The 22991-nt window shown below is 68.2% G+C and carries 29 protein-coding genes; 19 read left to right on the plus strand and 10 right to left on the minus strand.

Annotated features, from left to right (window positions below; genetic code table 11):
* Window positions 1-38: 38 nt before the first annotated feature.
* From rpsE to truA, 16 genes are all read left to right on the plus strand, one after another.
* A complete protein-coding gene (gene rpsE / locus E1294_RS18045) occupies window positions 39-668 on the plus strand; it encodes a 30S ribosomal protein S5 (protein WP_132509678.1) in 630 nt (209 codons plus the stop codon).
* A 2-nt stretch (window positions 669-670) separates the two neighbouring features.
* On the plus strand, window positions 671-853 hold the full coding sequence (gene rpmD, locus E1294_RS18050; protein ID WP_132509679.1) for a 50S ribosomal protein L30: 183 nt from the start codon (window positions 671-673) through the stop codon (window positions 851-853).
* A gap of 1 nt (window position 854) precedes the next feature.
* Window positions 855-1322: a 50S ribosomal protein L15 gene (rplO, locus tag E1294_RS18055; RefSeq protein WP_132509680.1), complete on the plus strand. Its 468-nt coding sequence runs from the start codon at window positions 855-857 to the stop codon at window positions 1320-1322.
* Between the two features lie 169 nt (window positions 1323-1491).
* A complete protein-coding gene (gene secY / locus E1294_RS18060) occupies window positions 1492-2796 on the plus strand; it encodes a preprotein translocase subunit SecY (protein WP_132509681.1) in 1305 nt (434 codons plus the stop codon).
* Window positions 2796-3446 carry an adenylate kinase gene (locus E1294_RS18065; RefSeq protein WP_132509682.1) on the plus strand — a complete coding sequence of 217 codons (651 nt, stop codon included), beginning with the start codon at window positions 2796-2798 and terminating at the stop codon, window positions 3444-3446. The genes secY and E1294_RS18065 overlap by 1 nt, the downstream gene beginning before the upstream one ends.
* 113 nt (window positions 3447-3559) lie before the next feature.
* Window positions 3560-4369 carry a type I methionyl aminopeptidase gene (map, locus tag E1294_RS18070; protein WP_132509683.1) on the plus strand — a complete coding sequence of 270 codons (810 nt, stop codon included), beginning with the start codon at window positions 3560-3562 and terminating at the stop codon, window positions 4367-4369.
* A gap of 14 nt (window positions 4370-4383) precedes the next feature.
* Window positions 4384-4809, plus strand: coding sequence for a DUF1707 SHOCT-like domain-containing protein (locus E1294_RS18075; protein ID WP_132509684.1), 426 nt, complete (start codon window positions 4384-4386; stop codon window positions 4807-4809).
* Window positions 4810-5005: 196 nt separating this feature from the next.
* A complete protein-coding gene (locus E1294_RS18080; protein WP_132509685.1) occupies window positions 5006-5407 on the plus strand; it encodes a VOC family protein in 402 nt (133 codons plus the stop codon).
* 395 nt (window positions 5408-5802) lie between these two features.
* Entirely contained in the window at window positions 5803-6024 is a 222-nt protein-coding gene (infA, locus tag E1294_RS18085) for a translation initiation factor IF-1 (protein ID WP_030451477.1), read from the plus strand.
* 24 nt (window positions 6025-6048) lie between these two features.
* Window positions 6049-6162, plus strand: a complete 114-nt coding sequence (rpmJ, locus tag E1294_RS18090; RefSeq protein WP_003956441.1) for a 50S ribosomal protein L36 — start codon at window positions 6049-6051, stop codon at window positions 6160-6162.
* Window positions 6163-6384: 222 nt separating this feature from the next.
* A complete protein-coding gene (gene rpsM, locus E1294_RS18095) occupies window positions 6385-6765 on the plus strand; it encodes a 30S ribosomal protein S13 (RefSeq protein WP_132337047.1) in 381 nt (126 codons plus the stop codon).
* Between the two features lie 45 nt (window positions 6766-6810).
* Window positions 6811-7215 carry a 30S ribosomal protein S11 gene (gene rpsK, locus E1294_RS18100; protein WP_132337049.1) on the plus strand — a complete coding sequence of 135 codons (405 nt, stop codon included), beginning with the start codon at window positions 6811-6813 and terminating at the stop codon, window positions 7213-7215.
* Window positions 7216-7235: 20 nt separating this feature from the next.
* Window positions 7236-7862: a 30S ribosomal protein S4 gene (rpsD, locus tag E1294_RS18105; RefSeq protein ID WP_132509686.1), complete on the plus strand. Its 627-nt coding sequence runs from the start codon at window positions 7236-7238 to the stop codon at window positions 7860-7862.
* Window positions 7863-7994: 132 nt separating this feature from the next.
* Entirely contained in the window at window positions 7995-9011 is a 1017-nt protein-coding gene (locus E1294_RS18110) for a DNA-directed RNA polymerase subunit alpha (protein WP_132337053.1), read from the plus strand.
* 179 nt (window positions 9012-9190) lie between these two features.
* On the plus strand, window positions 9191-9730 hold the full coding sequence (rplQ, locus tag E1294_RS18115; RefSeq protein ID WP_132509687.1) for a 50S ribosomal protein L17: 540 nt from the start codon (window positions 9191-9193) through the stop codon (window positions 9728-9730).
* Between the two features lie 75 nt (window positions 9731-9805).
* Complete coding sequence (truA, locus tag E1294_RS18120) at window positions 9806-10690, plus strand: tRNA pseudouridine(38-40) synthase TruA (protein ID WP_132509688.1); 885 nt, start codon at window positions 9806-9808, stop codon at window positions 10688-10690.
* Here the strand turns inward: truA and E1294_RS18125 are convergent.
* From E1294_RS18125 to E1294_RS18140, 3 genes are all read right to left on the minus strand, one after another.
* Entirely contained in the window at window positions 10655-13075 is a 2421-nt protein-coding gene (locus E1294_RS18125) for a hypothetical protein (RefSeq protein ID WP_165977350.1), read from the minus strand. The genes truA and E1294_RS18125 overlap by 36 nt on opposite strands.
* A 101-nt stretch (window positions 13076-13176) precedes the next feature.
* Window positions 13177-14082, minus strand: a complete 906-nt coding sequence (locus E1294_RS18135; protein ID WP_132509691.1) for a hypothetical protein — start codon at window positions 14080-14082, stop codon at window positions 13177-13179.
* 24 nt (window positions 14083-14106) lie between these two features.
* Window positions 14107-14790 carry a CAP domain-containing protein gene (locus tag E1294_RS18140; protein ID WP_132509692.1) on the minus strand — a complete coding sequence of 228 codons (684 nt, stop codon included), beginning with the start codon at window positions 14788-14790 and terminating at the stop codon, window positions 14107-14109.
* Between the two features lie 386 nt (window positions 14791-15176).
* Between E1294_RS18140 and rplM the strand changes: the two genes are divergently transcribed.
* The 3 genes from rplM (at window position 15177) to glmM (ending at window position 17580) form a co-directional block, all read left to right on the plus strand.
* On the plus strand, window positions 15177-15620 hold the full coding sequence (gene rplM, locus E1294_RS18145) for a 50S ribosomal protein L13 (protein WP_132334437.1): 444 nt from the start codon (window positions 15177-15179) through the stop codon (window positions 15618-15620).
* A gap of 75 nt (window positions 15621-15695) precedes the next feature.
* Window positions 15696-16220: a 30S ribosomal protein S9 gene (gene rpsI / locus E1294_RS18150; RefSeq protein WP_132509693.1), complete on the plus strand. Its 525-nt coding sequence runs from the start codon at window positions 15696-15698 to the stop codon at window positions 16218-16220.
* Window position 16221: 1 nt separating this feature from the next.
* Window positions 16222-17580 (plus strand): phosphoglucosamine mutase, encoded by a 1359-nt coding sequence (gene glmM, locus E1294_RS18155; RefSeq protein WP_132509694.1) that lies wholly within the window; start codon window positions 16222-16224, stop codon window positions 17578-17580.
* Between the two features lie 46 nt (window positions 17581-17626).
* On the opposite strand, the gene E1294_RS18160 is transcribed toward glmM, so the two are convergent.
* The 7 genes from E1294_RS18160 to coaA form a co-directional block, all read right to left on the minus strand.
* Window positions 17627-17794, minus strand: coding sequence for an ATP-binding protein (locus E1294_RS18160; RefSeq protein WP_181958517.1), 168 nt, complete (start codon window positions 17792-17794; stop codon window positions 17627-17629).
* 94 nt (window positions 17795-17888) lie between these two features.
* Window positions 17889-18605, minus strand: coding sequence for an ABC transporter permease subunit (locus E1294_RS18165; protein ID WP_132509695.1), 717 nt, complete (start codon window positions 18603-18605; stop codon window positions 17889-17891).
* A 204-nt stretch (window positions 18606-18809) separates the two neighbouring features.
* Complete coding sequence (locus E1294_RS18170) at window positions 18810-19724, minus strand: ABC transporter ATP-binding protein (protein ID WP_132509696.1); 915 nt, start codon at window positions 19722-19724, stop codon at window positions 18810-18812.
* A complete protein-coding gene (locus tag E1294_RS18175; RefSeq protein WP_132509697.1) occupies window positions 19721-20578 on the minus strand; it encodes an ABC transporter permease in 858 nt (285 codons plus the stop codon). Before E1294_RS18175 ends, E1294_RS18170 begins: the two co-directional genes overlap by 4 nt.
* On the minus strand, window positions 20571-21479 hold the full coding sequence (locus tag E1294_RS18180) for an ABC transporter ATP-binding protein (RefSeq protein ID WP_132509698.1): 909 nt from the start codon (window positions 21477-21479) through the stop codon (window positions 20571-20573). Before E1294_RS18180 ends, E1294_RS18175 begins: the two co-directional genes overlap by 8 nt.
* Before the next feature lie 90 nt (window positions 21480-21569).
* Complete coding sequence (locus E1294_RS54130; RefSeq protein WP_181958518.1) at window positions 21570-21830, minus strand: DUF389 domain-containing protein; 261 nt, start codon at window positions 21828-21830, stop codon at window positions 21570-21572.
* Window positions 21831-21999: 169 nt separating this feature from the next.
* Window positions 22000-22902 (minus strand): type I pantothenate kinase, encoded by a 903-nt coding sequence (gene coaA, locus E1294_RS18190; RefSeq protein ID WP_132509711.1) that lies wholly within the window; start codon window positions 22900-22902, stop codon window positions 22000-22002.
* Between the last annotated feature and the right edge of the window lie 89 nt (window positions 22903-22991).

Genomic DNA, 22991 nt, shown 5'->3' on the forward strand with positions numbered 1-22991 from the left:
GGATCGCAACTAATGGCAACTGAGATGAGGAACCACTGATGGCTGCAGCTCCGCGTCGCGGTGGCGGCACCGGTGGCGAGCGGCGGGACCGTCGTGACGATCGCCGCGGTGGCGCCGCCGACAAGGGCGTCTCGTACATCGAGCGCGTAGTGAAGATCAACCGAGTGGCCAAGGTCGTGAAGGGTGGTCGTCGCTTCAGCTTCACCGCCCTCGTCGTCGTCGGCGACGGCAACGGCATGGTCGGCGTCGGCTACGGCAAGGCCAAGGAAGTGCCCGCGGCCATCGCCAAGGGTGTCGAAGAGGCGAAGAAGCACTTCTTCAAGGTGCCTCGGATCCAGGGCACCATCCCGCACACCGTGCAGGGCGAGGAGGCGGCGGGCGTCGTCTTCCTCCGTCCGGCCTCGGCCGGTACCGGCGTCATCGCCGGTGGCCCGGTGCGTGCGGTCCTGGAGTGCGCCGGCATCCACGACGTGCTGTCCAAGTCGCTCGGCTCGGACAACCCGATCAACATCGTGCACGCCACCGTGGCGGCTCTGAAGGGCCTCTCGCGCCCTGAGGAGATCGCCGCCCGCCGTGGCCTGCCGATCGAGGACGTGGCCCCGGCCCGCATGCTCAAGGCGCAGCGTGAGGGCATCGCCGAGGCCGCGGCCGCCAAGGCGGTGAGCTAGTCGTGGCACGCCTGAAGATCACTCAGGTTCGCTCGAAGATCGGTGGCAAGCAGAACCAGCGTGACTCGCTGCGTTCGCTTGGCCTGAAGCGAATCGGCGACGTCGTCGTCAAGGAGGACCGCCCCGAGATTCGCGGGATGGTCACCGTGGTGACGCACCTCGTCGAGGTGGAAGAGGTCGATTGACGTGACTGACAGCTCCAACAACGCTGCCCCGCTCAAGATTCACGACCTGCGTCCTGCTCCTGGTGCCAACAAGGCCAAGACCCGCAAGGGTCGCGGCGAGGCGTCCAAGGGCAAGACGGCCGGTCGCGGCACCAAGGGCAGCCACGCCCGCACGACGGTCCCCCTCGGCTTCGAGGGCGGCCAGGTGCCGCTGCAGAGGCGTCTGCCGAAGCTCAAGGGCTTCTCCAACGCGCTGTTCAAGACGACCTATCAGGTCGTCAACCTGGACAGGCTCGGTGAGCTGTTCCCCGAGGGTGGCGAGGTCACCGTCGAGGCGCTGGTCGCCAAGGGCGCCGTTCGCAAGAACCAGCTGGTGAAGGTGCTCGGCACCGGCGAGATCTCGGTCGCGGTCAACGTGCAGGCCCACGCCTTCTCGTCGTCCGCGAAGGAGAAGATCGCCGCAGCCGGTGGTTCCGTTACCGAGCTGTAAGAGCTATTACGTGGCGTGGGGGCTTTGACAATGGGCCCCCACGCCCGTAGTGCGTTAGAGTTCGCCAGACGGCAGGATTCTGTCCGGCTCGTTTGACCTGAGACTTTCAGATGGCAGATCCCCGCACCATCGCATACTCACACCGCCGTAAAGGCGCGCAGGAGGGACCGTGCTGACCGCGTTTACCCGGGCGTTCCGGACACCGGACCTGCGCAAGAAGTTGCTCTTCACCCTGGGCATCATCGCGCTGTTCCGTCTCGGCTCGGTTCTTCCGACTCCGGGAGTCCACGTCGAGAACCTCGCCGCCTGTTTCGACCAGGCGCGCAGTGGAGAAACCGGCAACATCTACGGGATGGTGCAGCTGTTCAGCGGCGGCGCGCTCCTGAAGTTGTCGGTGTTCGCGCTGGGCATCATGCCTTATATCACCGCGAGCATCATCCTGCAGCTGCTCGTCGTGGTGATCCCGCGTCTCGAGGCGCTCAAGAAGGAAGGCCAGTCCGGTCAAACCAAGATCACGCAGTACACGCGTTATCTGACCATCGGACTCGCCGTCCTTCAGTCGACCGCCTTCATCGCGCTGGCGCGCACCGGCCAGTTGTTCCCCAACTGTCAGCAGGACGTCCTGCTCGACCCCGACAACATCTTCGGCATCGTCACGATGGTCGTGATCATGACGGCCGGCACGTCCGTGATCATGTGGCTCGGTGAGCTCATCACCGACCGCGGCGTCGGCAACGGCATGTCCATCCTGATCTTCACCCAGATCGTGGCGGTCTTCCCCTCCGAGCTCGCCAACATCTTCCAGGCCAACAAGTTCACCTTCGCGATCGTCATGGTGGTCGGCGTCTTCATGATCGCCGCGGTGGTCTTCGTCGAGCAGGGGCAGCGGCGCATCCCGGTCCAGTACGCCAAGCGCATGGTCGGCCGCAGGATGTACGGCGGCACGTCCACCTACATCCCGCTGAAGGTCAACCAGGCCGGCATCATCCCGGTCATCTTCGCGTCCTCGCTGCTCTACCTGCCGCAGCTGATCACGTCGCTCTTCTCGACCAGCGACAACATGGTCATCCAGTGGATCTCACAGAACCTCGCCACCGGCGACACCCCGATCTACATGGCCACGTTCTTCTTGTTGATCGTTTTCTTCACGTACTTCTACGTGTCCATCACGTTCAACCCCACTGAAGTCGCTGACAACATGAAGAAGTACGGTGGTTTCATTCCGGGCATCCGCCCCGGCCGTCCGACGGCTGAATACCTGAACTTCGTGCTCACCCGTCTGACCGCGCCTGGCGCGCTCTATCTGGGTCTGATCTCCATGGTCCCGATCGTCGCGCTGGCGATTGCCGGTGCGAGCCAGAACTTCCCGTTCGGAGGGACGAGCATTCTGATCATGGTAGGCGTCGGCCTTGACACGGTGAAGCAGATCGAGAGCCAGCTGCAGCAGCGTAACTACGAAGGTTTCCTGAGGTAGTGCGTCTCGTTCTGGTCGGGCCCCCCGGAGCGGGTAAGGGGACACAGGCCCAGTACATCGCATCGAACCTGTCCATCCCGAAGATCTCGACAGGTGACATCTTCCGTGCCAACGTCTCGGGGGGCACGGACCTTGGCAAGCTGGCCAAGACGTACATGGACCGCGGTGACCTGGTGCCCGACGAGGTCACCATCGCCATGGTGCGCGATCGGCTGTCCGAGGACGACGCGCAGGATGGCTTCTTGCTCGACGGGTTTCCGAGGAATGTCGCGCAGGCGGAGATCCTGCGCGACATGCTCAAAGACTGGAGCCAGGCGCTCGACCTCGTTCTCGAACTCGTCGTGGACGACGACGAGGTGGTCAGGCGGCTGGCGGGCCGGCGCACCTGCAGCCAGTGCGGCCGCATCTGGCACGTCGAGTTCGACGACAAGAAGGACGACAAGTGCGACGCGTGCGGGGGCGCGTTGTTCCAGCGTGACGACGACAAAGAGGAGACCGTCAGGCACCGCCTGGAGGTCTATCAGGAGCAGACGGCGCCGCTGGTCTCCTACTACGCCGACGAGGGCATCCTGGTTGGCGTGGACGCCACGGGCCCGGTCGAAGAGGTCACGCAGCGGGCTATGGACGCGATCAGGCCATATATGGGGTGAGCTCCAGTATCAACCGATTTGGCCGAGGTGGCACGGGATTCCGTGCCACCTCGCGGCTATGGTGGGGGAATTGGGCTCCCAGGTGGCCCGTTGAGACCCCGGGGGGGCAGTACATGTTCAAGCGCAACCGGCACGGAATCCAGATCAAGTCGGCCGAGCAACTCGAGAAGATGCGGGCGGCGGGCCTGGTGGTGGGTCGTACGCTCGACCTGCTCAAACGCTCTGTCGAGCCCGGCATGACACCGCTGGACCTCGACGTGATCGCCGAGAAGGCGATCACGGACGAGGGCGCGATCCCGTCGTTCAAGGGATACCAGGGCTTCCCCGCGACGATCTGCGCGTCGGTCAACGAGGAAGTGGTCCACGGCATCCCGACGAACGCCCGCAAGCTGCGCGAGGGCGACGTCATCTCGATCGACTGCGGCGCGATCCTCGACGGCTGGCACGGCGACTCGGCCGTGACGGTGCCGATCGGCGAGGTCGACCCCAAGCTGACGGAGCTGATGCGCATCACGGAGGAGGCCATGTGGCGCGGCATCGGCGCGCTGACCGTCGGCCGCCACCTGTCGGACATCGGCTACGAGGTCGAGCGGTACGTCAAGTCGCAGGGCCGTTACGGCATTCCACAGGAGTACGGCGGCCACGGCATCGGCACCGAGATGCACATGGACCCGTGGATCGCCAACCACGGCAAGCCCGGCCGGGGCCCGGCGCTCGAAGAGGGCATGTGCCTGGCCATCGAGCCCATGGTCAACCTGGGCACCGACCGCACCCGCGTGCTGCCCGACGACTGGACCGTGGTGACCGTCGACGGCAAGCAGTCCGCGCACTTCGAACACAGCGTCGCGGTGACACATAATGGTCCTTGGGTGCTTACCGCCCTGGATGGGGGCAAAGAGCGCCTGGCCCAGCTGGGATTCTGACCGGGAGTGGTGGGATGGCGAATAGCCCCGAGATGCGAGCGTCCGACGCCGACCGCGACCGGGTGGCTGCCATCCTGCGCGAGCACACGGCGCAGGGCCGCCTCACGATGGAGGAGTTCAACGAGCGGCTCGAGCAGCTCTACCAGAGCAAGACGTACGGCGAGCTGGCCCGGCTGACCTCCGACCTGCCCGACGTCGACCTGCGCAACCGCCCAGCCAAGATCGAAGCCAAGCCCGTCAAGAAGGGCGCGCATCTCGGCCTGGTGGCGGCCTGGCGCACGTGGGCCGTGGCCAGCGGCATCAACTGGGTGATCTGGCTGATCGTGAGCGTCACCTCGAGCGACCTGGTCTATCCGTGGCCGCTGTGGGTCATGGGCCCGTGGGGAGTGGTCCTGCTCATGAGCACCGTTTTCGGCACGTCCAAGCCCAAGACCGAATAGCGCCCAGCGCGGGTGCGGTGCTGGAACGCGGCGAGGTGGGTGAACGCCGCTGCCCCGTGTCCGGCCTCGATCGCCCGTTGCCCGGCTGCGCGCCTGACGATCGCGTCATTCGGGACACATCATCGCCGGGTGTGGCAGGCCCAGGCGCTGGGAAGTACGATGCGGCTGGTTACGTCCGCCGTAAGGGAAACCTGATATGCCGCCCCGCCTTCAGCTGACCTCCGTGACGGTCGGCACGCCGCAGCCGCGCGAACTCGCCCGCTTCTACGCCCGGCTGCTCGGGTGGCAGGTGGCCGAGGAGGAGGGGCCCGGGGTCGATGAGCCCGAGCAGGCGGGCTGGCTGTTGCTCCGGCCGCCGGCGGGCGAGAGCGGCCCTTCGGTGGGCTTCGAGTACGAACGCTCCTATGCCCGCCCGGTGTGGCCGAGCGAGCCAGGAGCCCAGAACGCCTCGCAGCACCTCGACATCAAGGTCGACGACCTGTCCGCCGCCGTGGAATGGGCGGTGGCTTGCGGGGCGGTCGAGGCGGCGTACCAACCGCAGGAGGACGTTCGCGTGATGCTGGATCCCGACGGGCATCCCTTCTGTCTCTTCCTCTGAAAAGTGAACAGACCGTTACCCAACATGTTTCGCAGACCTCCCGCAGCACCCGCTGTCGGGTGGGGATATGTACCAGCCGCGGGCACCCGAGCCTCCGGCCCATCCCTTACGCTTCGGGCCCGCTCAAAACGTTCGCGAGATGGGGGAGGGCGTGCGGCTCCGGCGTGGCCGGGCTCGGGCACGGCAAACGTGGGGTAGACTGGTAGGTGGTTGTGTCAGGACACCTGGCACGCATTTCGCGTTCCAGGCTCAGGTGTCGTACACTCCTTAGTCGGCTCACTATGACCCACACGCGTCGGCGGTCCTTGCCGATCGCCGCTCTCTTCGAAGCGTGAGGTCGCGGCTGCTTAGTGAACCGGAGCCTCAGACGATCGATCAGTGAAACGCGAGGAATTTTGGCCAAGAAAGACGGCGCCATCGAGATCGAGGGCACTGTGGTCGAGTCGCTCCCGAACGCCATGTTCCGGGTGCAGCTCGACAACGGCCATAAGGTCCTGGCCCACATCAGCGGACGGATGCGGATGCACTACATCCGGATTCTTCCGGACGACCGGGTTGTTGTTGAACTGAGCCCCTACGACCTGACTCGTGGGCGGATCGTCTACCGATACAAGTAAGACGTCTGAGGAACACAAAGGACAATGAAGGTAAAGCCGAGCGTCAAAAAGATCTGCGACAAGTGCAAGGTGATCCGCCGGCACGGTCGCGTCATGGTGATCTGCGACAACCTGCGCCACAAGCAGCGCCAGGGCTAGTCGCCGCAAGGCTTCTCCGAGTCCGCCCCGTCAGGGAGCGGGCTCGACGCATGAGAAGCCTGAGTCAGTAATCGCGTGTCACACCCGGGCAGGCGGGCCTTGTGGGTAAAGGTTCGAACCACTCGGGAGACCCCCGGTCGGAGGCCGGGGCCCTCACCCCGGGCATTGGGGAGGGGCAGTGAGGCGCAAGACCTCCGCCACAGAAGAAGGAGAATGCCCGCCATGGCTCGCCTGGTTGGCGTCGACCTCCCCCGCGACAAGCGGCTGGAGATCGCTCTCACCTACATTTTCGGAATCGGCCGCACCCGCGCCCAGGAGATTCTCCAGGCCACCGGGGTCAGCGGCGACCTCCGCGTCCACCAGCTCTCCGACGCCGAGATCGTCCCGATGCGTGACTACATCGAGGCGAACTACAAGATCGAGGGTGACCTGCGCCGCGAGGTTCAGGCCGACATCCGGCGCAAGATCGAAATCGGTTGCTACCAGGGCATCCGGCACCGCAAGGGCCTGCCGGTCCACGGTCAGCGCACGCAGACCAACGCGCGCACCCGTAAGGGCAAGAAGAAGACCGTCGCCGGCAAGAAGAAGCCCGGTAAGAAGTAGTCCTCGCAGCCGCGGGACCGAAGACCTCAGGAGTTATGGCAAACAATGCCTCCTAAGAGCCGCCAGGGCGCGCCGAAGAAGGTGCGCCGCAAGGAAAAGAAGAACGTCGCTCACGGGCACGCCCACATCAAGAGCACGTTCAACAACACGATCGTCTCGATCACTGACCCGCTGGGCAACGTGATCTCCTGGGCCAGCGCCGGCCACGTGGGTTTCAAGGGCTCCCGTAAGTCCACCCCGTTCGCCGCGCAGATGGCCGCGGAAAACGCCGCTCGCCGCGCCATGGAGCACGGCATGCGCAAGGTCGACGTCTTCGTCAAGGGTCCCGGCTCCGGCCGCGAGACCGCGATCCGCTCGCTGCAGGCCACCGGCCTCGAGGTGGGTTCGATCCAGGACGTGACCCCGGTCCCGCACAACGGTTGCCGTCCGCCGAAGCGCCGCCGCGTCTGAGATCCAGGAGATATAGAGAAATGGCTCGTTACACGGGCGCGGACTGCAAGCTCTGCCGTCGCGAGAAGACCAAGCTCTTCCTCAAGGGCAGCAAGTGCGAGTCCGCCAAGTGCCCCATCGAGATCCGTCCTTACCCGCCGGGTGAGCACGGCCGAGGCCGTCCGAAGGACACCGAATACCAGCTTCAGCTTCGCGAGAAGCAGAAGACCCGCCGCATCTACGGCGTCCTCGAGAAGCAGTTCCACAACTACTACGAGGAAGCCGCCCGCAAGAGCGGCAAGTCGGGTGAGGTGCTGCTCCAGATCCTGGAGAGCCGCCTCGACAACGTCGTCTACCGAGCCGGTTTCGCCCAGTCGCGTGACGCCGCCCGCCAGCAGGTGCGCCACGGCCACATCATGGTGAACGGCAAGAAGGTCGACATCCCGTCCTACCGCGTTCGCGAGCACGACATCATCGAGGTCCGCGAGACCAAGCGCAATCTGCTGCCCTACGAGGTGGCCCGCGCCACCGCCGGCGAGCGAACGATTCCCGCGTGGCTCGGCGTCGTGCCCGACAAGCTCCGCGTCCTGGTTCACCAGCTGCCGGTTCGCCAGCAGATCGACACCCAGGTCCAGGAGCAGCTGATCGTCGAGTACTACTCGAAGTAGTCACTCGCCTGCCCGGCCGGGGTACGGTCTGGTGCCGCCGCGAGATCCTCGCGGCGGCGCGTACCCGGGCTAGGCTGTTTATCGGAGTGGCGTCATATAGCGGGCGCCACACGAAAAGGGGAGATCCCACTCATGCTGATCGCTCAGCGCCCGACTCTTCTCGAAGAGTCGATCGACGACACCCGGTCCCGATTCGTCATCGAGCCGCTGGAGCCGGGTTTCGGCTACACCATCGGCAACTCCGTGCGCCGCACGCTGCTGTCGTCCATTCCGGGCGCGGCCGTGACGAGCATTCGCATCGAGGGCGTGCTGCACGAGTTCTCGACCGTTCCCGGCGTCAAGGAAGACGTCACCGACATCATCCTCAACCTCAAGGAACTGGTCGTCTCCTCCGAGCACGACGAGCCGGTCGTGATGTACCTGCGCAAGCAGGGCCCGGGTGAGGTCACCGCCGCCGACATCGCGCCGCCGGCCGGTGTCGAGGTGCACAACCCCGAGCTGCGCATCGCCACGCTCAACGGCAAGGCGAAGCTGGAGATGGAGCTGACCGTCGAGCGCGGTCGCGGCTACGTCTCCGCCGCCCAGAACAAGCAGCCGGGCCAGGAGATCGGTCGCATTCCGATCGACTCGATCTACTCCCCGGTGCTCAAGGTCACCTACAAGGTCGAGGCCACCCGAGTCGAGCAGCGCACCGACTTCGACCGCCTCATCCTCGACGTCGAGACCAAGCCCGCGATGAAGCCCCGCGACGCGGTGGCCTCCGCCGGCAAGACCCTCGTCGAGCTCTTCGGCCTGGCCCGGGAGCTCAACGTCGAGGCCGAGGGCATCGACATCGGCCCGTCGCCGACCGACGCCGCCCTGGCCGCCGACCTGGCGCTGCCCATCGAGGAGCTCAACCTCACGGTCCGTTCCTACAACTGCCTCAAGCGCGAGGGCATCCACACCGTGGGCGAGCTCGTCGCGCGCAGCGAGCAGGACCTGCTCGACATAAGGAACTTCGGCGCCAAGTCGATCGAAGAGGTCAAGCAGAAGCTGCACGAGATGTCGCTGGCGCTCAAGGACTCCCCGCCCGGGTTCGACCCGAGCGCGGTGGCCGGCGGCGGCTACGACGACGACGACAGCGCGTACGTCGAGACCGAGCAGTACTGACAACGTCCCGCGGTTCGTCAGCGCGCCTTCCGCGAGACGCCGGCCGGTTCGTGGACCGGCCGGCGCCCTCGCGAGGCGCGGGCGGGCGGGTGAACGTAACGGCGCCGCGCGACCGCGGCGCCGGCCCGACTCCGGTACCTGATACGGCCGGGGCGGGTTAATCCACAAGGAGAGATGAAATGCCCAAGCCCACCAAGGGTGCACGTCTTGGCGGCAGCCCGGCGCACGAGCGGCTGATCCTGGCGAACCTCGCCACCGATCTGTTCCGCCACGGCAAGATCCGCACCACGGTCACCAAGGCCAAGCGCCTGCGCCCGGTGGCGGAGCGCCTGATCACCAAGGCGAAGAAGGGCGACATCCACAACCGTCGCCAGGTCCTGACCATCGTCAGGGACAAGGGCGTCGTACATCACCTTTTCACCGAGATCGCGACGACGTTCGCCGAGCGGCCCGGTGGCTACACCCGCATCACCAAGGTCGGCGCGCGCAAAGGCGACAACGCGCCGATGGCGGTCATCGAGCTGGTGACCGAGCCGATGAGCGGCGTCACCACCCGCCGCACCGAGGCCCCCGCCCCGGCGCCCGCCGCCGAGGAAACGAAGGCCGAGGAGGCCCCTGCTGAGGGGGGCAAGGCCGAGGAGACCAAGGCTGAGGCCCCTGAGGCCGCCGCCGAGGAAACCCCGGCCGCTGAGGCCGAGGCGAAGAAGGACGAAGCCTGATCGTTCAGGTCGGCTGAAACGGGCCCGGACCCCTCTGCGGGGGTTCGGGCCCGTTTCGTACGAAGGAGACTCATCGTGGTACGGCTCCGCCTCGACCTCGCGTACGACGGGACCGCGTTCTCCGGGTGGGCACGACAGCCGGGGCGGCGCACGGTCCAGGGCGAGATCGAGCAGGCGCTCGGCCGGATCCTGCGCCTCGGCGAGCCCGCCCAGCTGACCGTGGCCGGCCGTACCGACGCCGGAGTGCACGCGCGCGGCCAGGTCTCCCACGCGGACGTGCCGGAGGGCTCCATGGCCGAGCTGGACGGCAACAGGGGACCGCTGAGCGTCGATGAGCGGCTCGCTGCGCTCGCCAGGCGGCTGGGCGGGGTTCTTCCCCCCGACGTACGCGTTCATCGGGTCTCCGTGGCTCCTGAGGGCTTCGACGCCCGGTTCTCGGCCCTCTTCCGGCGGTACGCGTACCGGGTGAGCGACGCGGTGGGCGGCGTCGATCCGCTGCGCCGCCGCGAGGTCGTCTGGCACAACCGGCCGCTGGACGACGGCGCGCTCAACGCGGCCGCCGCGCGGCTGATCGGCGAGCACGACTTCGCCGCGTTCTGCAAGAAGCGCGAAGGGGCCACCACAATCAGGGAACTGCAGCGCCTGGGCTGGGTCCGCGAGCCGGACGGCACCCTTGTGGCCACCGTCGTCGCCGACGCGTTCTGCCACTCGATGGTGCGGGCCCTGGTCGGCTCCCTGCTGGCCGCCGGTGACGGGCGGCGGCCGGTGGAGTGGCCTGGCGACGTGCTCGGCAGGGCCGTACGCGACTCCGGCGTGCACGTGGCGCCCGCGCACGGGCTCTGCCTGGAGGAGGTGGGCTACCCGCCGGAGGCCGAGCTCGCCGCGCGGGCCCAGGCCACCCGGCGGGTACGCACGCCGGCGGGGTCAGTCGCCGTTGACGCGGCGCTCGAGGACGAGTGACGTCTCGTCGCGGAAGGCCCCGCTCACCTTGGGCAACGTCGTCTCGTTGGACGACGGGGTGCGGCCGTCGGCGTGGGTGGCGTAGCTGAAGACGATGTAGCGGCCCCACACCAGGCCCGCCGCGTAGCCGCCCGCGATGTGCACCCGCTCGCCGCCCGAGCCCTCACCGCCGGGAAGCGGGCGGAACCAGACGTTGCGCGACAGGTTCTTCGCCTGGTCGACGACCTCGGCCGCGGCCTTGTCAGGCAGCACGGCGATGCCCGTGGTCACGGCGTAGCGCCGTTTCCTGTCGACGTACGTGGCCCTGAGCACGCGGCTGCACTTCTGCTCTTCGAGGGCGTCGGCGAAAGCACCCATGGCCGCCTTGTCGCAGGCCGTCTCGATGCCGGCCTTGACCCGCGTGAACGTCGTGCCGGCCGCGCTCACCTTCTTCTCGGGGAACGCCTCCGACAACGACAACTTCTGCGGGTCGGTCCGCTCGGAGTTGAGCGCGGACGTGCCCTCGGCGGGCGGGGAGACGGCCGGCTCCGAACTCGGCTGGACGGACGCGCTCGGCCGGGCGGCGGCGGTCGTCGGCGCGGGGTCGCTCACGGCCTGCCAGGCGAAGAACCCGCCGGTGGCCACACCCGCCAGGGCCAGCGCACCGAGCGTGACGAGCAGGGCGCGCCTGCTCTTGCCCGGTGACACGGGAGGCGGGGGCGGGGCCTGGAACGGGGGTTGTTTGAACGCTCCAGAGGGGAAGGCGGGGCTGCCCGCCGGTGGTGTGGGCGAGTCGAGCGAGACCGGCTGCTTCTGGCCCCAGGTGTCCCGGGGGAAGGGGAGCTCGGGAAGTTTGTCCTCTTCTGAGGGGAGGGGTGGCCAGACGGGGACGTCGCCCGGCTCGGCCGCGCGCGCCGACGGGTCGCCGGGCTCGGACGCCTTCCCCTGACGCGCCGCGTCACGCCTGGCGGCCTTCGGGTCGAAGTAGTGGGCCGGCTTCTTGGACTTCGTGACTTCCTGACCGACTGGGCGGGCGATCTCGTTGTGGGCGAAGGGCCTGGTGTCGTCGCGGTCGGCGGCGACGGGGGCCGAAAGGGGCGGCTCGCCGGTCGCGTCGCCGGGCGGCTCTGCGACGTCAGCCTGCCCGGGCCCGGGTGTGGTGGCTCCGGGCTGGGCGATGCCGGACAGGGCGGACCTCGGCTCGGCGGCTGCTCTGGTGGCTCCGGCTTCGATGGCTCCGCGGTGGAGGGGATGGGGTGTGGTGGCTTCTGATTGGTCGGTGCTGGGTTGGGGGACTTCTGCCTGATCGGTCCCCGGGCGGGCCGCGTCTGAGCGGGCGTTTCCAGGCGGGGTGCTTGCGGAGGGGTCGCCTCCGGGCGAGGCGCCTGCGGGTGTCGGAGGCGCGGGCTGGGTGCTTCCCGGGAAGGGCGCCGACGGGTTGTCCTGCTGTGTGGTGCTCGACGGGAAGCCGGCCGGGCGGGTGAAGCCCTCCGGGTCAGTGGCGTTCGGGTCGAAGGAGGCGGCCGGGGAGTCGGGCTCGTCGGGATCAGGGTCGGGGTCGGCTACGAGCTCGCCGGTGGCGGCCGGCCACGGCGGCATGGCGTGCGGGTCGCCGGTGGGCGTGGGCCACACGGGCATGCCGGCCGCGGCGGCGGTGAACGCGGGTGGCGGCTCCCATGGCGGCACGCTGGGCACCACCGGCCTGGCGGGCCAGCGGCCGGTCTCCTCCGTCGCCGGCGCGTCCCACGCCGGAGGGTCCTGCGCCCGCGGACCCCCTGCCCACGCGTCCTGCGCACGTGGATCACGTCCCCGTACGTCCTGTTCGTGCGTGGACTGCAGGTGTTCGACCGGGGGCCGGCGGGCCGTGGTGTGACCGGGGCGTGCGGGATCGGTCTGCTCGCGACCGGTCCGCGGGCCGCTGAGGAGCTCCCGCGCGGCCGAAGGGCGGCCGGGGAACGCCTGGTGGGCGTGCGGATGGTCGGCCCATCCCTGACCGGCGGGGTCGACGCCGGTGTGGTCGGCGAACCAGTCGTAGGGCGCGGCGTCGTCGCCCTGCGCCTCCCAGGGCTGCGCACCCGGTCGGTCTTCGGGCTCCGGCAGGTCGGGTGGCGGGCCCTGGAGAACGGGAATGGCGGGGCGCGCCCTGGCCGCCGCCCCTTCGCCGGAAGGGGCTCCGGTCGATGGGGTGCCGAAAGGGGCGCCGCCGGACGGGATGCCGGTAGTGGGGTCGGATGGGGTGCCGGTAGTGGGGTCGGATGGGGTGCCGGATGATGTCCCGGATGGTGTGAACGCCGGTGGAACGTCTCGCCCGTCGGTCTGGCCGAAGCTCGGCGGTGGCGTCGCTGGTGCGGCCGAGTTGTCGGCTTCCCTGCGATCGTGCTCAGACCCGGGTTCCTGGCCACGCATAGGGCGAGCCTAGCGAGAGAGACGAGATCGTTACGTCGTTATGAGCGTTCCCGAAAGGACTCGGCATCCTGTTTGGGGTATTACGCGCGCGAAGCCGGGTTTCAGATTCGCGGGCTTCCGGTGACCGACCGGTTGTCCAGCGCCTCGAACACCGTGGCCTTGGTGATGTCGTTCACGGCGGCGAAGAGCTGCTTGCTGCCCTTATCGTCAGGTTTTGTGCCGTCCTTGTTCTGGAACCACACCATGATCGCGTAGTGGCCGTGCGTCAGGATCCTGGTGCCGCCGCTGCCGGAGCCGATGAACTTGGTGACACTGTCCTTACCCGCCAGCGGTTTGACGTAGTTTTCCGCGTCGCCTGCCTTGGCCACCTTGCTCGCGGCCTTGGTGCTGGTGAGGTTGGCCACGCCGATCGTGCCGATCACCTTGCCCGCCTTGTCGCGGAAGCTGGCGCGGACGAGCTGGGTGCACTTGCCGGACTTGAGCGCCTTCTTGAGATCGTCGCCCAGCGCGCCGTCGGAGCACTTCTTGTCCTTCTTGGTGATCGTCCGCTCGTACGAACGCTTCGACACGGTGATCTTCTTCTTGCTGCCGAAGATCTCCTTCACCGAGATCGGGTCGGGGTCCGTGGAGCGGCTGGCGGCGAAGCCGTACTTGCCGGGAGGCGCGGACGGCAGGGGCGCGGTGGTCATGCGGGGCTTGGTGGTTGCGGCGGTGACCGGGTCGTCGGCGTTCCACATGAGCACCAGGCCGCCGCCGAGCAGGGCGAGCACGGCCACGCCACTGATCGCGAACCACAGCGGGGCACGCGAGCGCGAGCCCTCGTCGTACGGGCTCCACCCGACCTTGCTCTGCGGGTTCTTCGGCGCCTGCTCCTGGGGCTCGCCGGCGGCGCGTTCCTTACGACGCGGGCGGCGGAAGGCACTGCCCGGCTCCTCGGGCGTGCTCTCCATCCCGTAGGGGGCGCCGCCCGCGCCGCTCTCGCGTTCCCCGTTGCCGTTGGAAACCATGGGGCGACATTACCGTGATGTTCGTCATCGGGTTCCGAAGTCCTGAGTCCACCACGGGCCGTTGGGGCCGTGCGCGACGCCGACGCCGATGGCCTTCAGCCGGCAGTCGAGGATGTTCCTGCGGTGGTCGCGGCTGTCGAGCCAGCCGCGTACGGCCTCGTCAGGCGTGGTGTAGCCGGCGCCGATGTTCTCGGCGGCGCCCCAGTGGTATCCCGCGCGCTCCATGCGGTCCCACGGGGAACCGCCGTCGGGGGAGTTGTGCACGAGCCGCCCGGTGCGGGCCATCTCCAGCGAGTGCGTACGGGCGGAGCGGGTGAGCCCGCGGTCGACCCTGAGCGGCCCGCAACCGTGCCGGGCCCTGGCGGCGTTGGTGAGCGAGACGACCCTGGCCGCCATGCCCGCCATGACGCGCACGCCCTCGCCGTCGCTGCGGAGCTCCGCGGAGCCGTCGCCGTCGCTGTTGTACCCGGGGATCTGCCCGTCGGGCTTCTTGGTGACCTTGGGGGTCGTCCTGCCACGCGGCGTGGGTCTGGTCGTGATCTCCCTGGGGATCCGCTGGGCCTGCGGCTGGGCCTTCTTCGAAGCCTTGGGCGCTGCGTGGGCGGTGGCGGCCGCGGGCGGGACGGTCTCTTCGAGGTAGACGTGGCGGGCGGGCTCGGCGTCGTCGGTCAGCCGGCCGATCAGCACGCCCGTGAACAGAACCGCCATCAGGCAGGTCAGCACACCCAGGTGATTCCGGCGCCGAGCGCCCCGCTGGGTTGGCCGGGTGTGAGAGTTCTGCCACATACCGCCATCAACGATAGGGATGTCTGGTCCTGGGAAAGAAGGGGTCCCAGGGAAACGAAATCGAACCGTTCTGCGGTCGGGTAGACTCGTGCGAGGTTACCGGTCTTTTGACCAGCACGCCTCCGGGCCGGTAGCCTAATCGTTCGTTGTGTGCATAGGTCCAGCGTGACCAATGCGCGGCGCGTCCGGCGTCATCTCCCGTGTTGTGGAGACGGAAGGTCCGGGCCGTCGTGTGCCCGCACCGACCGACCAATGTTGCTGTCGCATCCGACAGCGCCGAAGACGCGAGCATAAAGAAGGCTACGACCGTGCGCACGTACTCACCGAAGCCCGCCGACGTCCAGCGTCAGTGGTACGTCATCGACGCGACCGATGTCGTGCTGGGCCGGCTGGCCAGCCACGTCGCGACCCTGCTCCGCGGCAAGCACAAGCCGATCTTCGCCAACCACGTCGACACCGGTGACTTCGTCATCGTCATCAACGCGGACAAGATCGCGCTGAGCGGCAACAAGCTCGAGCAGAAGAAGGCGTACCGTCACTCGGGTTACCCGGGCGGTCTGCGTTCCGTCAGCTATGGCGAGCTCATGGAGAAGCGGCCGGAGAAGGCCGTCGAGAAGGCCGTCAAGGGCATGCTGCCGAAAAACTCCCTGGGCCGGAAGATGGCGAAGAAGCTGAAGGTCTACGCGGGCTCCGAGCACCCGCACCAGGCCCAGCAGCCGGTGCCGTTCGAGATCAGCCAGATCGCCCAGTAAGTAGACCCGCGGGGGAGACCCCGTCGCATGCCCCCGCAAGGGGTAGCGCCGAGTTTCGAAAGTAAGAGGAGAACCGTGGCTGAGCCCACCGGTGTCGAGACGGCCGTCGAGACGGCCGAGGTGGAGGACTTCTCCAGCGAGGAGTTCCCGTCCGAATACACCACAGAATCAACCGCCAGCGCTGACGCTCCCGTGCGCAAGCCCGTCACCACGGGCAACTCGTACGGCACCGGCCGCCGCAAGGAGGCGATCGCCCGCGTGCGCATCGTCCCCGGCACCGGCAAGTGGACGATCAACGGTCGTTCGCTGGACGTCTACTTCCCGAACAAGGTCCACCAGCAGATCGTCAACGAGCCCTTCGTGGTGCTCGGCGCCGAGGAGGCGTTCGACGTCATCGCGCGCATCGACGGCGGCGGCGTCACCGGTCAGGCCGGCGCGCTGCGCATGGGCCTGTCCCGCGCCCTGTCGGTGCTGGACGTCGAGGTCAACCGCCCGCCGCTGAAGAAGGCCGGCTTCCTCACCCGTGACGCCCGCGCCACGGAGCGGAAGAAGTACGGCCTCAAGAAGGCCCGCAAGGCTCCGCAGTACAGCAAGCGCTAAGTTGGCGCGCCTTTTCGGCACCGACGGGGTACGCGGGGTCGCAGGTCGTGACCTCACGGCGGAGCTCGCCATGGACCTTTCGGTCGCGGCGGCTCATGTCCTCGGCGATGCGGGCGCGTTCACCGCTATCGGGCCCAGCCGTAAGAGCAGGCCGGTAGCGGTCGTAGGCCGGGACCCACGCGCCTCGGGGGAATTCCTCGAGGCCGCGGTGGTCGCCGGCCTCGCGGCGTCTGGAGTGGACGTGCTGCGCCTCGGCGTGCTGCCCACCCCGGCCGTCGCCCACCTCACGGCCGCGCTCGGCGCCGACCTCGGCGTCATGCTGTCGGCCTCGCACAACCCGGCGCCCGACAACGGCATCAAGTTCCTGGCCCGCGGCGGCTTCAAGCTGTCCGACGCGGTCGAGGACGAGATCGAGCGGCGGCTGGGCGAGGAGTGGAGCTTTCCCGTCGGCTCGGCCGTGGGCCGCGTGCGCGACGCGTACGGCGAGGCCGACCGCTACATCTCCCACGTGCTGACCACGATGAGCGCCTCACTCGACGGCCTCAACATCGTGGTCGACTGCGCGCACGGCGCCGCCCACATGGTGGCGCCCGAGGCGCTCGTACGCGCGGGGGCCAGGGTCGAGGCCATTGGCTCCAGGCCCGACGGGCTCAACATCAACTCCGGCCACGGCTCGACCCACCTGGACAAGCTCCAGCAGGTGGTCGTCTCGCGCGGCGCCGACCTGGGCGTGGCCTACGACGGCGACGCCGACCGCTGCCTGGCCGTCGACCACACCGGCTCGATCATCGACGGCGACCGCATCATGGCCGTCCTCGCCGCCGCCATGCACGGCGAGGGCCTGCTGGCGAAGGACACCGTGGTCGCGACCGTGATGTCCAACCTCGGCTTCAAGCTGGCGATGCGCGACGCGGGCATCACGGTGGTCGAGACGGCGGTGGGTGACCGCTATGTGCTGGAGCGCATGAAGCACAACGGTTACAACCTCGGCGGCGAGCAGTCGGGGCACGTCATCATGCTCGACCACGCCACCACCGGCGACGGCCTGCTCACCTCGCTCCACCTGCTGGGCGTGGTGGCCAAGACGGGAGTGCCGCTGAAAGAGCTGGCCTCGGTGATGACGCCGCTGCCGCAGATCCTGATCAACGTCAAGGACGTCGACAAGGGCAAGGCCTCCGTCCCCGAACTCGTCGCCGCCGTCCAGCAGGCGGAGGCCGAGCTGGGGGAGACAGGGCGGGTGCTGATCAGGCCGAGCGGCACCGAGCCGATGATCCGGGTCATGGTCGAGGCCGCGTCGGAGGAGCACGCCAGCCTGGTGGCCGGCCGCCTCGCCGACGTGGTGCGCACGTCCTGCGTCTGAAGGGTTCTCTTACGTCGGGTACGGCACGCGGTGTCGTACCCGACGCTTATGAGGGGGATCTGAGCTGCTCGTCCAAGGTCCAGATGCCAGCCTCCACGCGCCTGCTGTCGAGCGGGTCAACCAGGTCACCGCCCTCCGCCAGCCGCGACAGGACTTCGAGTGCATCGAGAGCGTTGGATATGCCGCTGCCGTTGCGCCCGATCAGGATCGTCATGCTCCCCAGCGGGAGCGTGGCATCGCGGAAGGTCTTGAACCTGGTCAGCCGAAGTTCGGTCAGACGCGCAGACCTGGCTCAACGTCACAGGTGACTACTCGTCGCCCGTGAGCGAGAAGCTCCGCAGCCTGCGGCCCGCCCAGAAGACGGCCGCGACCGTGACGATGATGAGTGCCGGCACGGCGAAGCCGAGTGTCACGTCGGCCTTGAGGAACGCCGAGTCGGAGATCTGGTCGGCGATCGACTTGGCCCACTGCTGGATCGAGAACTTGCGTGCGCCCGGCATGAACCCGCCCACCAGGGTCTCCCACACCAGGGCGTAGATGATGCCGATCGCCACCGCGTGCCGCGTCAGCACGCCCAGCAGGAGGAAGACGGCGGCGTAGGCGATGCCGGCCAGCAGCGCGCCCAGGGCGAACCCCGAGGCGATGCCGTCCTCGTTGCTGACCAGGAGCCAGGCCGACACGTACGTCGGGACCGCCCCGAACACGGCCAGCAGCGACGCCGCCACCAGGAACTTCGTCCGGATGATGACGGGGCGGGAGATCGGTTTGGACAGCAGGTGGATGATCGTGCCGTCGTCGATCTCCGGGGCGATGACGCCCGTGCCCGCGATCAGGCCCAGGAGGGGCAGCATCGTGTTGATCGCGAAGTTGTCCATCAGCAGCATGGCCGAGCGCTGGCCGGTCTCGCCGAACAAGCGCAGCAGCACCGCCAGGGCGATGAGACCCAGCGGCAGCACCAGCAGCAGGATGATGCGCCGGCGGCCCAGCAGGGCGCGGTAGGTGATGCCGGCCACTACGGTGTTCATTGCCTCACTCCGTTCGGCGGCTCGGTCGCCCTTGTGCCGTCGCCTTCCCCCGCTGTGGTCGCTGCGCTCCCGCCGCTCCTCCAGGCAACGGCGCTCCCTCGCCTGTTCATTGCCTCACTCCGTTCGGCGGCTCGGTCGCCCTTGTGCCGGCGTCTTGCTGCGTTGCTCTGGTCCCCGTACTTCCGCTGCTCGGTCGCCGGTGCATCAGGTGCTCCTGGTGATGAGGTAGGAGAAGACGCTTTCCAGGTCCTCGTCCGCGGGGGAGACCTGGTGCAGGTGCACGCCTTCCTCCTTGGCGACCCGGGGGAGGAGCCGGGCGAAACGGCGAAACTCGGTGGCCTGGACCTCCAGGCCGTCGGGGCGGAGGGTGATGCCGCCGGCCGAGGAGTCGCGGATGAGCGCAGCGGCGAGCTTCCTGTCGTCGCTCGAACGGATCATGAACAGGTGTGGCCGGTCGGTCATCAGGCGGCGGATCTCGCGGAAGTTGCCCGACGCCGCGTGGCGGCCCGCCACCAGGACCTCGATGTGCTGGGCGACCCGTTCGACCTCCTCCAGGATGTGGGAGCTGAACAGGATCGTCTTGCCCCCGGCGCCCATGGAGCGGATGAGGTCCATCAGCTGGAGGCGCTGGCGGGGGTCCATGCCGTTGAACGGCTCGTCGAGCAGCAGCAGCGGCGGGTCGTGGACGAGCGCCGCGGCGACCTTGACGCGCTGGCGCATGCCCTTGGAGTACGTCTCGACGCGGCGGTCCTTCGGCTCCTCCATCTCGACCGTGGCCAGGGCCTTGCGGGCGGCTCCTGGGGGGTCGGCCAGGCCGTGGAGCCTGGCGGCGGAGAGCACGAACTGCCAGCCGGTCAGGAAGCCATACACACCCTCGCGTTCCGGGACTAGGCCGATATTTCGGTAAATGCGGTGATTCTTCCAGACCTTGGTCCCGTCCAGCGTGACCGAGCCGCCCGACGGGGCCAGGAAACCGGCCATCATGTGCAGGAGCGTCGACTTGCCCGCGCCGTTGGGCCCGAGCAGGCCGGTGACGCCGGGGCCGATCGTCATCGTCACGTCGTTGACCGCCACCACGTTGCCGTACCAGCGGGAGACCTGCGAGAGCTCGATCTTCATCGCGCGGCCGCCTTCCTGTAGCGCAGCGCGAGGGCGGCCAGCCCGGCGCAGATCAACACGACGAGGATCGCCGCCGAGGCGGGACCGCTCGGGTATTCGCCCTCGATGGAGTGGGGCGGCGTGCCGAACACCCAGGACTGCACGGAGTCGACCAGCCAGAACGGGTTCATCAGCCACGCCCACGAGGCCTGCGACTCGTTGCCGGTCGAGGCAAGCGTGCCGTAGACCACCGGGACCGCCGCGAACGACAGGAGGTAGACGGTGATCACCGAGGCCACGCCGAGCCCGCGCCGGGGTGTGAACGAGGCCAGTGCCAGGCCGAAAGCCGACAGGAGCAGCGCCAGCACGAGCGCCATCGTCATGGAGCCGGCGTACTCGCCGGTGGCCGGCGGGCCCGGGAGGTCGACCACCAGTTCGCCCACGTACATCAGCGTGAGCGGCACGGCGATCAGCAGGAACACCGACGTGGTCATCGCGGCCACCTTGGCGCCGACGTACTCGTTGATCGCCACGGGACGCGACAGGTAGAGCGGCAGCACGCGGTGGCGCAGGTCGGGGGCGACGACGGTGGGGGCCTGCGAGGCCAGGAAGATCGCCACCACGGCCTGCATGATGACCGCGTAGCCGCTGTAGGGGATCTCGCTTCTCCTGAGCAGGGCCATCAACGCGATGTTGACGATCGCGGGCACCAGCATGATGGCGGCCAGGGAGAACGGCATGATCTTGCTGCGGGCCGGGCGGCCGAGGCCGAAGATGCCGCGCAGGCTGTGCAGGGCCAGGGCCCTGGTGGCGTAGCCGCGGCCGAGCCGGGGGCCGTCGTAGTGCCGATAGCCGATGTCGTAAATTTCAGACACTTGCGTTCTCCTCCCGGAAGACGTCCTCGATGCGGTGACGTCCCTGTTCCAGGCGGATGAGGCAGAGATCCAGGTCGACGGCGGCGTCGCGGATGGCGTCGTACGTCTCGGGACCGAGCACCTTGACCACCAGCATGCGGCCCTGTGGTGAGACGGTCTGCCCGTCGCCGGTCAGGCGGGCGGCCAGCGCGTCAAGACCCTCGTCGACCTCGACCGTGACGGTCTGCGTCGCCTGGGTGAACTCGCCGATCGTCGAGGAGCGCAGCAGCCGCCCCGCGTCGATGACGATCACGTGGTCGCAGATGCGCTCCAGCTCGCCCAGCAGGTGGGAGGTGACGAGCACGCTGATGCCGAACTCGGTGCCGATGCGCCGGATCAGCGTCAGCATCTCGTCGCGGCCGCGCGGGTCGAGCCCGTTGGTGGGCTCGTCGAGGAAGATCAGTTTCGGGTCGTGGACCAGGGCCTGGGCCAGCTTGACGCGCTGCTTCATGCCGGTCGAGTAGCCGCCGACAGGGCGGTAGCGCTCTTCCGCCAGGCCGACGTGGCGCAGGACGTCGGCGGCGCGCTCGCGGGCCGCCGTGCGCGGCAGCCCGGACATCTGGGCGAGGTGGACGACTAACTCGGTGGCGGAGACGTCGGGCGGAAGACACTCGTGCTCGGGCATGTAGCCGACGAGCCTGCGGATCTCCGAGCCCTGCGCGGTCACGTCCAGATCGAGCACCCGCGCGGTGCCGCCGGACGGCGGCAGCAGACCGAGCAGGATCTTGATCAGTGTCGACTTGCCCGCGCCGTTCGCCCCGACCAGGCCGGTGACACCGGGCCCCACGGTGACGGAGAGCTGATCGACCGCCGTGACGGTGGGAAAGCGCTTGGTCAGCCCCTCGGTGGCGAGGATGTGCATGTGCCGGACACTACCGGGCCGATCAGCGCCGTGGCCTCGTTCACACGGATGAAGAGCGTCCTACCTGAGGCCAGAATTTTCGCTGGACCATCAGGGTCGTGGGCCCGCCACGATCATGCCGGCCACGTTCATCGACAGCTGCGACACCGAGCCCGCGACCTGCGCCCACTGGCCGAGCGCGAGCGCGACGGCCAGGTAGCCGGCGGCGGGCACCGTGGTGACCGAGATACCGCTCGGCAGGCGGGCCGCCCCGGAGAGGACGACGATGTTGGTGACGCCAGGGCAGTCCTCCAACACCGCCGTCACCTCGTCGGCGCGTGAGGGCGGGCTGATCAGCCGCAGGTGGAGCATCGGGCCATTGTCGTCGATCGGACGTTGACGTGGTTTTGACGGATGTACGCGAGGGTTTCTCGCATGTGCCGCTTCAACTGCCACGACCACGGTGAGGAGTGCTGGTTCGCCGGCATCGACGACCAGGAGTGCGGGGGCAGGTTCGCGCGTTACCTGTACGAGGAGGCGTTCAGGTCTGGCGGAGGCGTACGCGCTGCACCGAGTGATCGGCGCCCTTCTTGAGCACGAGGTCGGCGCGGCCTCTGGTGGGGGCGATGTTCTCGACGAGGTTACGTTCGTTGATGTCGCGCCAGACGTTGACCGCGAACTCCGTGGCCTCGTCGTACGACAGCTCCGCGATGTGCCGGAAGTACGACTTCGGGTCCTCGAAGGCGGTCCGGCGAAGTTTGTGGAACCGTTCGACGTACCAGGTGCGGATGTCCTCGACCTTGGCGTCGACGTAGATGGAGAAGTCGAAGTAGTCGTTGACGGCGAGGGAAGTGGGCGGGGCGGGCTGGAGGACGTTGAGGCCCTCGATGATCAGGATGTCCGGGCTTTTCACGGTCTGGTGTTCGCCGGGGACAATGTCGTACTCGAGGTGGCTGTAGACCGGCGCCCGCGTCTCCGCCGCCCCGGCCTTGACCTCGGCCACGAACCTGACCAGCGCCCGCCGGTCATAGCTCTCGGGGAAGCCCTTGCGATGCATGATGCCCTTCGACTCCAGCACCGCGTTCGGGTAGAGGAAGCTGTCGGTGGTGACCAGCTCCACGTGCATGTGCTCGGGCCAGCGGGCGAGGAGGGTGTGCAGCAGGCGCGCCGTCGTCGACTTGCCGACCGCGACGCTGCCCGCGATGCCCAGGATGTACGGCACCCGCTGCTCGTCGCGCCCGAGGAAGGCGCTCAGCACGCTGCTGCGTTGTTTGGACCCGGTGAAGTGCAGATTCAGCAGCCGGGTCAGGGGGAGGTAGATGTCGGTGACTTCGGTGAGGTCGATGGGGTCGTCGACGCCGCGCAGCTCTTCCAGCTCGTCTGCGGTGAGAGTCAAGGGCGTGTTCTTGCGGAGCTCGCTCCACTGCTCCCTGCTCAGTTCCACGTAGCCGTTGTTCACCTAGGCAGCGTAGCGATGGAGGAAAGAGCGGATCTTGGCGGGGCGCGGGCCGGCTGTGCACAGGCTGTGGATGG

The organism is Nonomuraea diastatica, assembly GCF_004349015.1.
In the GTDB taxonomy this organism is placed as follows: Bacteria; Actinomycetota; Actinomycetes; order Streptosporangiales; family Streptosporangiaceae; genus Nonomuraea; species Nonomuraea diastatica.

Coding starts and splice junctions, on each gene's coding strand:
- E1294_RS18125 (WP_165977350.1), bottom strand. CDS start 13,075: ATGCGTGGCCAGGAACCCGGGTCTGAGCACGATCGCAGGGAAGCCGAC.
- E1294_RS18140 (WP_132509692.1), bottom strand. CDS start 14,790: ATGGCGGTTCTGTTCACGGGCGTGCTGATCGGCCGGCTGACCGACGAC.
- rpsD (WP_132509686.1), top strand. CDS start 7,236: ATGGCTCGTTACACGGGCGCGGACTGCAAGCTCTGCCGTCGCGAGAAG.
- E1294_RS18165 (WP_132509695.1), bottom strand. CDS start 18,605: ATGAACACCGTAGTGGCCGGCATCACCTACCGCGCCCTGCTGGGCCGC.
- E1294_RS18135 (WP_132509691.1), bottom strand. CDS start 14,082: ATGGTTTCCAACGGCAACGGGGAACGCGAGAGCGGCGCGGGCGGCGCC.
- E1294_RS18075 (WP_132509684.1), top strand. CDS start 4,384: ATGGCGAATAGCCCCGAGATGCGAGCGTCCGACGCCGACCGCGACCGG.
- E1294_RS18180 (WP_132509698.1), bottom strand. CDS start 21,479: ATGCACATCCTCGCCACCGAGGGGCTGACCAAGCGCTTTCCCACCGTC.
- E1294_RS18160 (WP_181958517.1), bottom strand. CDS start 17,794: ATGACGATCCTGATCGGGCGCAACGGCAGCGGCATATCCAACGCTCTC.
- E1294_RS18110 (WP_132337053.1), top strand. CDS start 7,995: ATGCTGATCGCTCAGCGCCCGACTCTTCTCGAAGAGTCGATCGACGAC.
- rpmJ (WP_003956441.1), top strand. CDS start 6,049: ATGAAGGTAAAGCCGAGCGTCAAAAAGATCTGCGACAAGTGCAAGGTG.
- rpsM (WP_132337047.1), top strand. CDS start 6,385: ATGGCTCGCCTGGTTGGCGTCGACCTCCCCCGCGACAAGCGGCTGGAG.
- map (WP_132509683.1), top strand. CDS start 3,560: ATGTTCAAGCGCAACCGGCACGGAATCCAGATCAAGTCGGCCGAGCAA.
- rpsE (WP_132509678.1), top strand. CDS start 39: ATGGCTGCAGCTCCGCGTCGCGGTGGCGGCACCGGTGGCGAGCGGCGG.
- E1294_RS18080 (WP_132509685.1), top strand. CDS start 5,006: ATGCCGCCCCGCCTTCAGCTGACCTCCGTGACGGTCGGCACGCCGCAG.
- rpsK (WP_132337049.1), top strand. CDS start 6,811: ATGCCTCCTAAGAGCCGCCAGGGCGCGCCGAAGAAGGTGCGCCGCAAG.
- E1294_RS18170 (WP_132509696.1), bottom strand. CDS start 19,724: ATGAAGATCGAGCTCTCGCAGGTCTCCCGCTGGTACGGCAACGTGGTG.
- rplQ (WP_132509687.1), top strand. CDS start 9,191: ATGCCCAAGCCCACCAAGGGTGCACGTCTTGGCGGCAGCCCGGCGCAC.
- E1294_RS54130 (WP_181958518.1), bottom strand. CDS start 21,830: ATGCTCCACCTGCGGCTGATCAGCCCGCCCTCACGCGCCGACGAGGTG.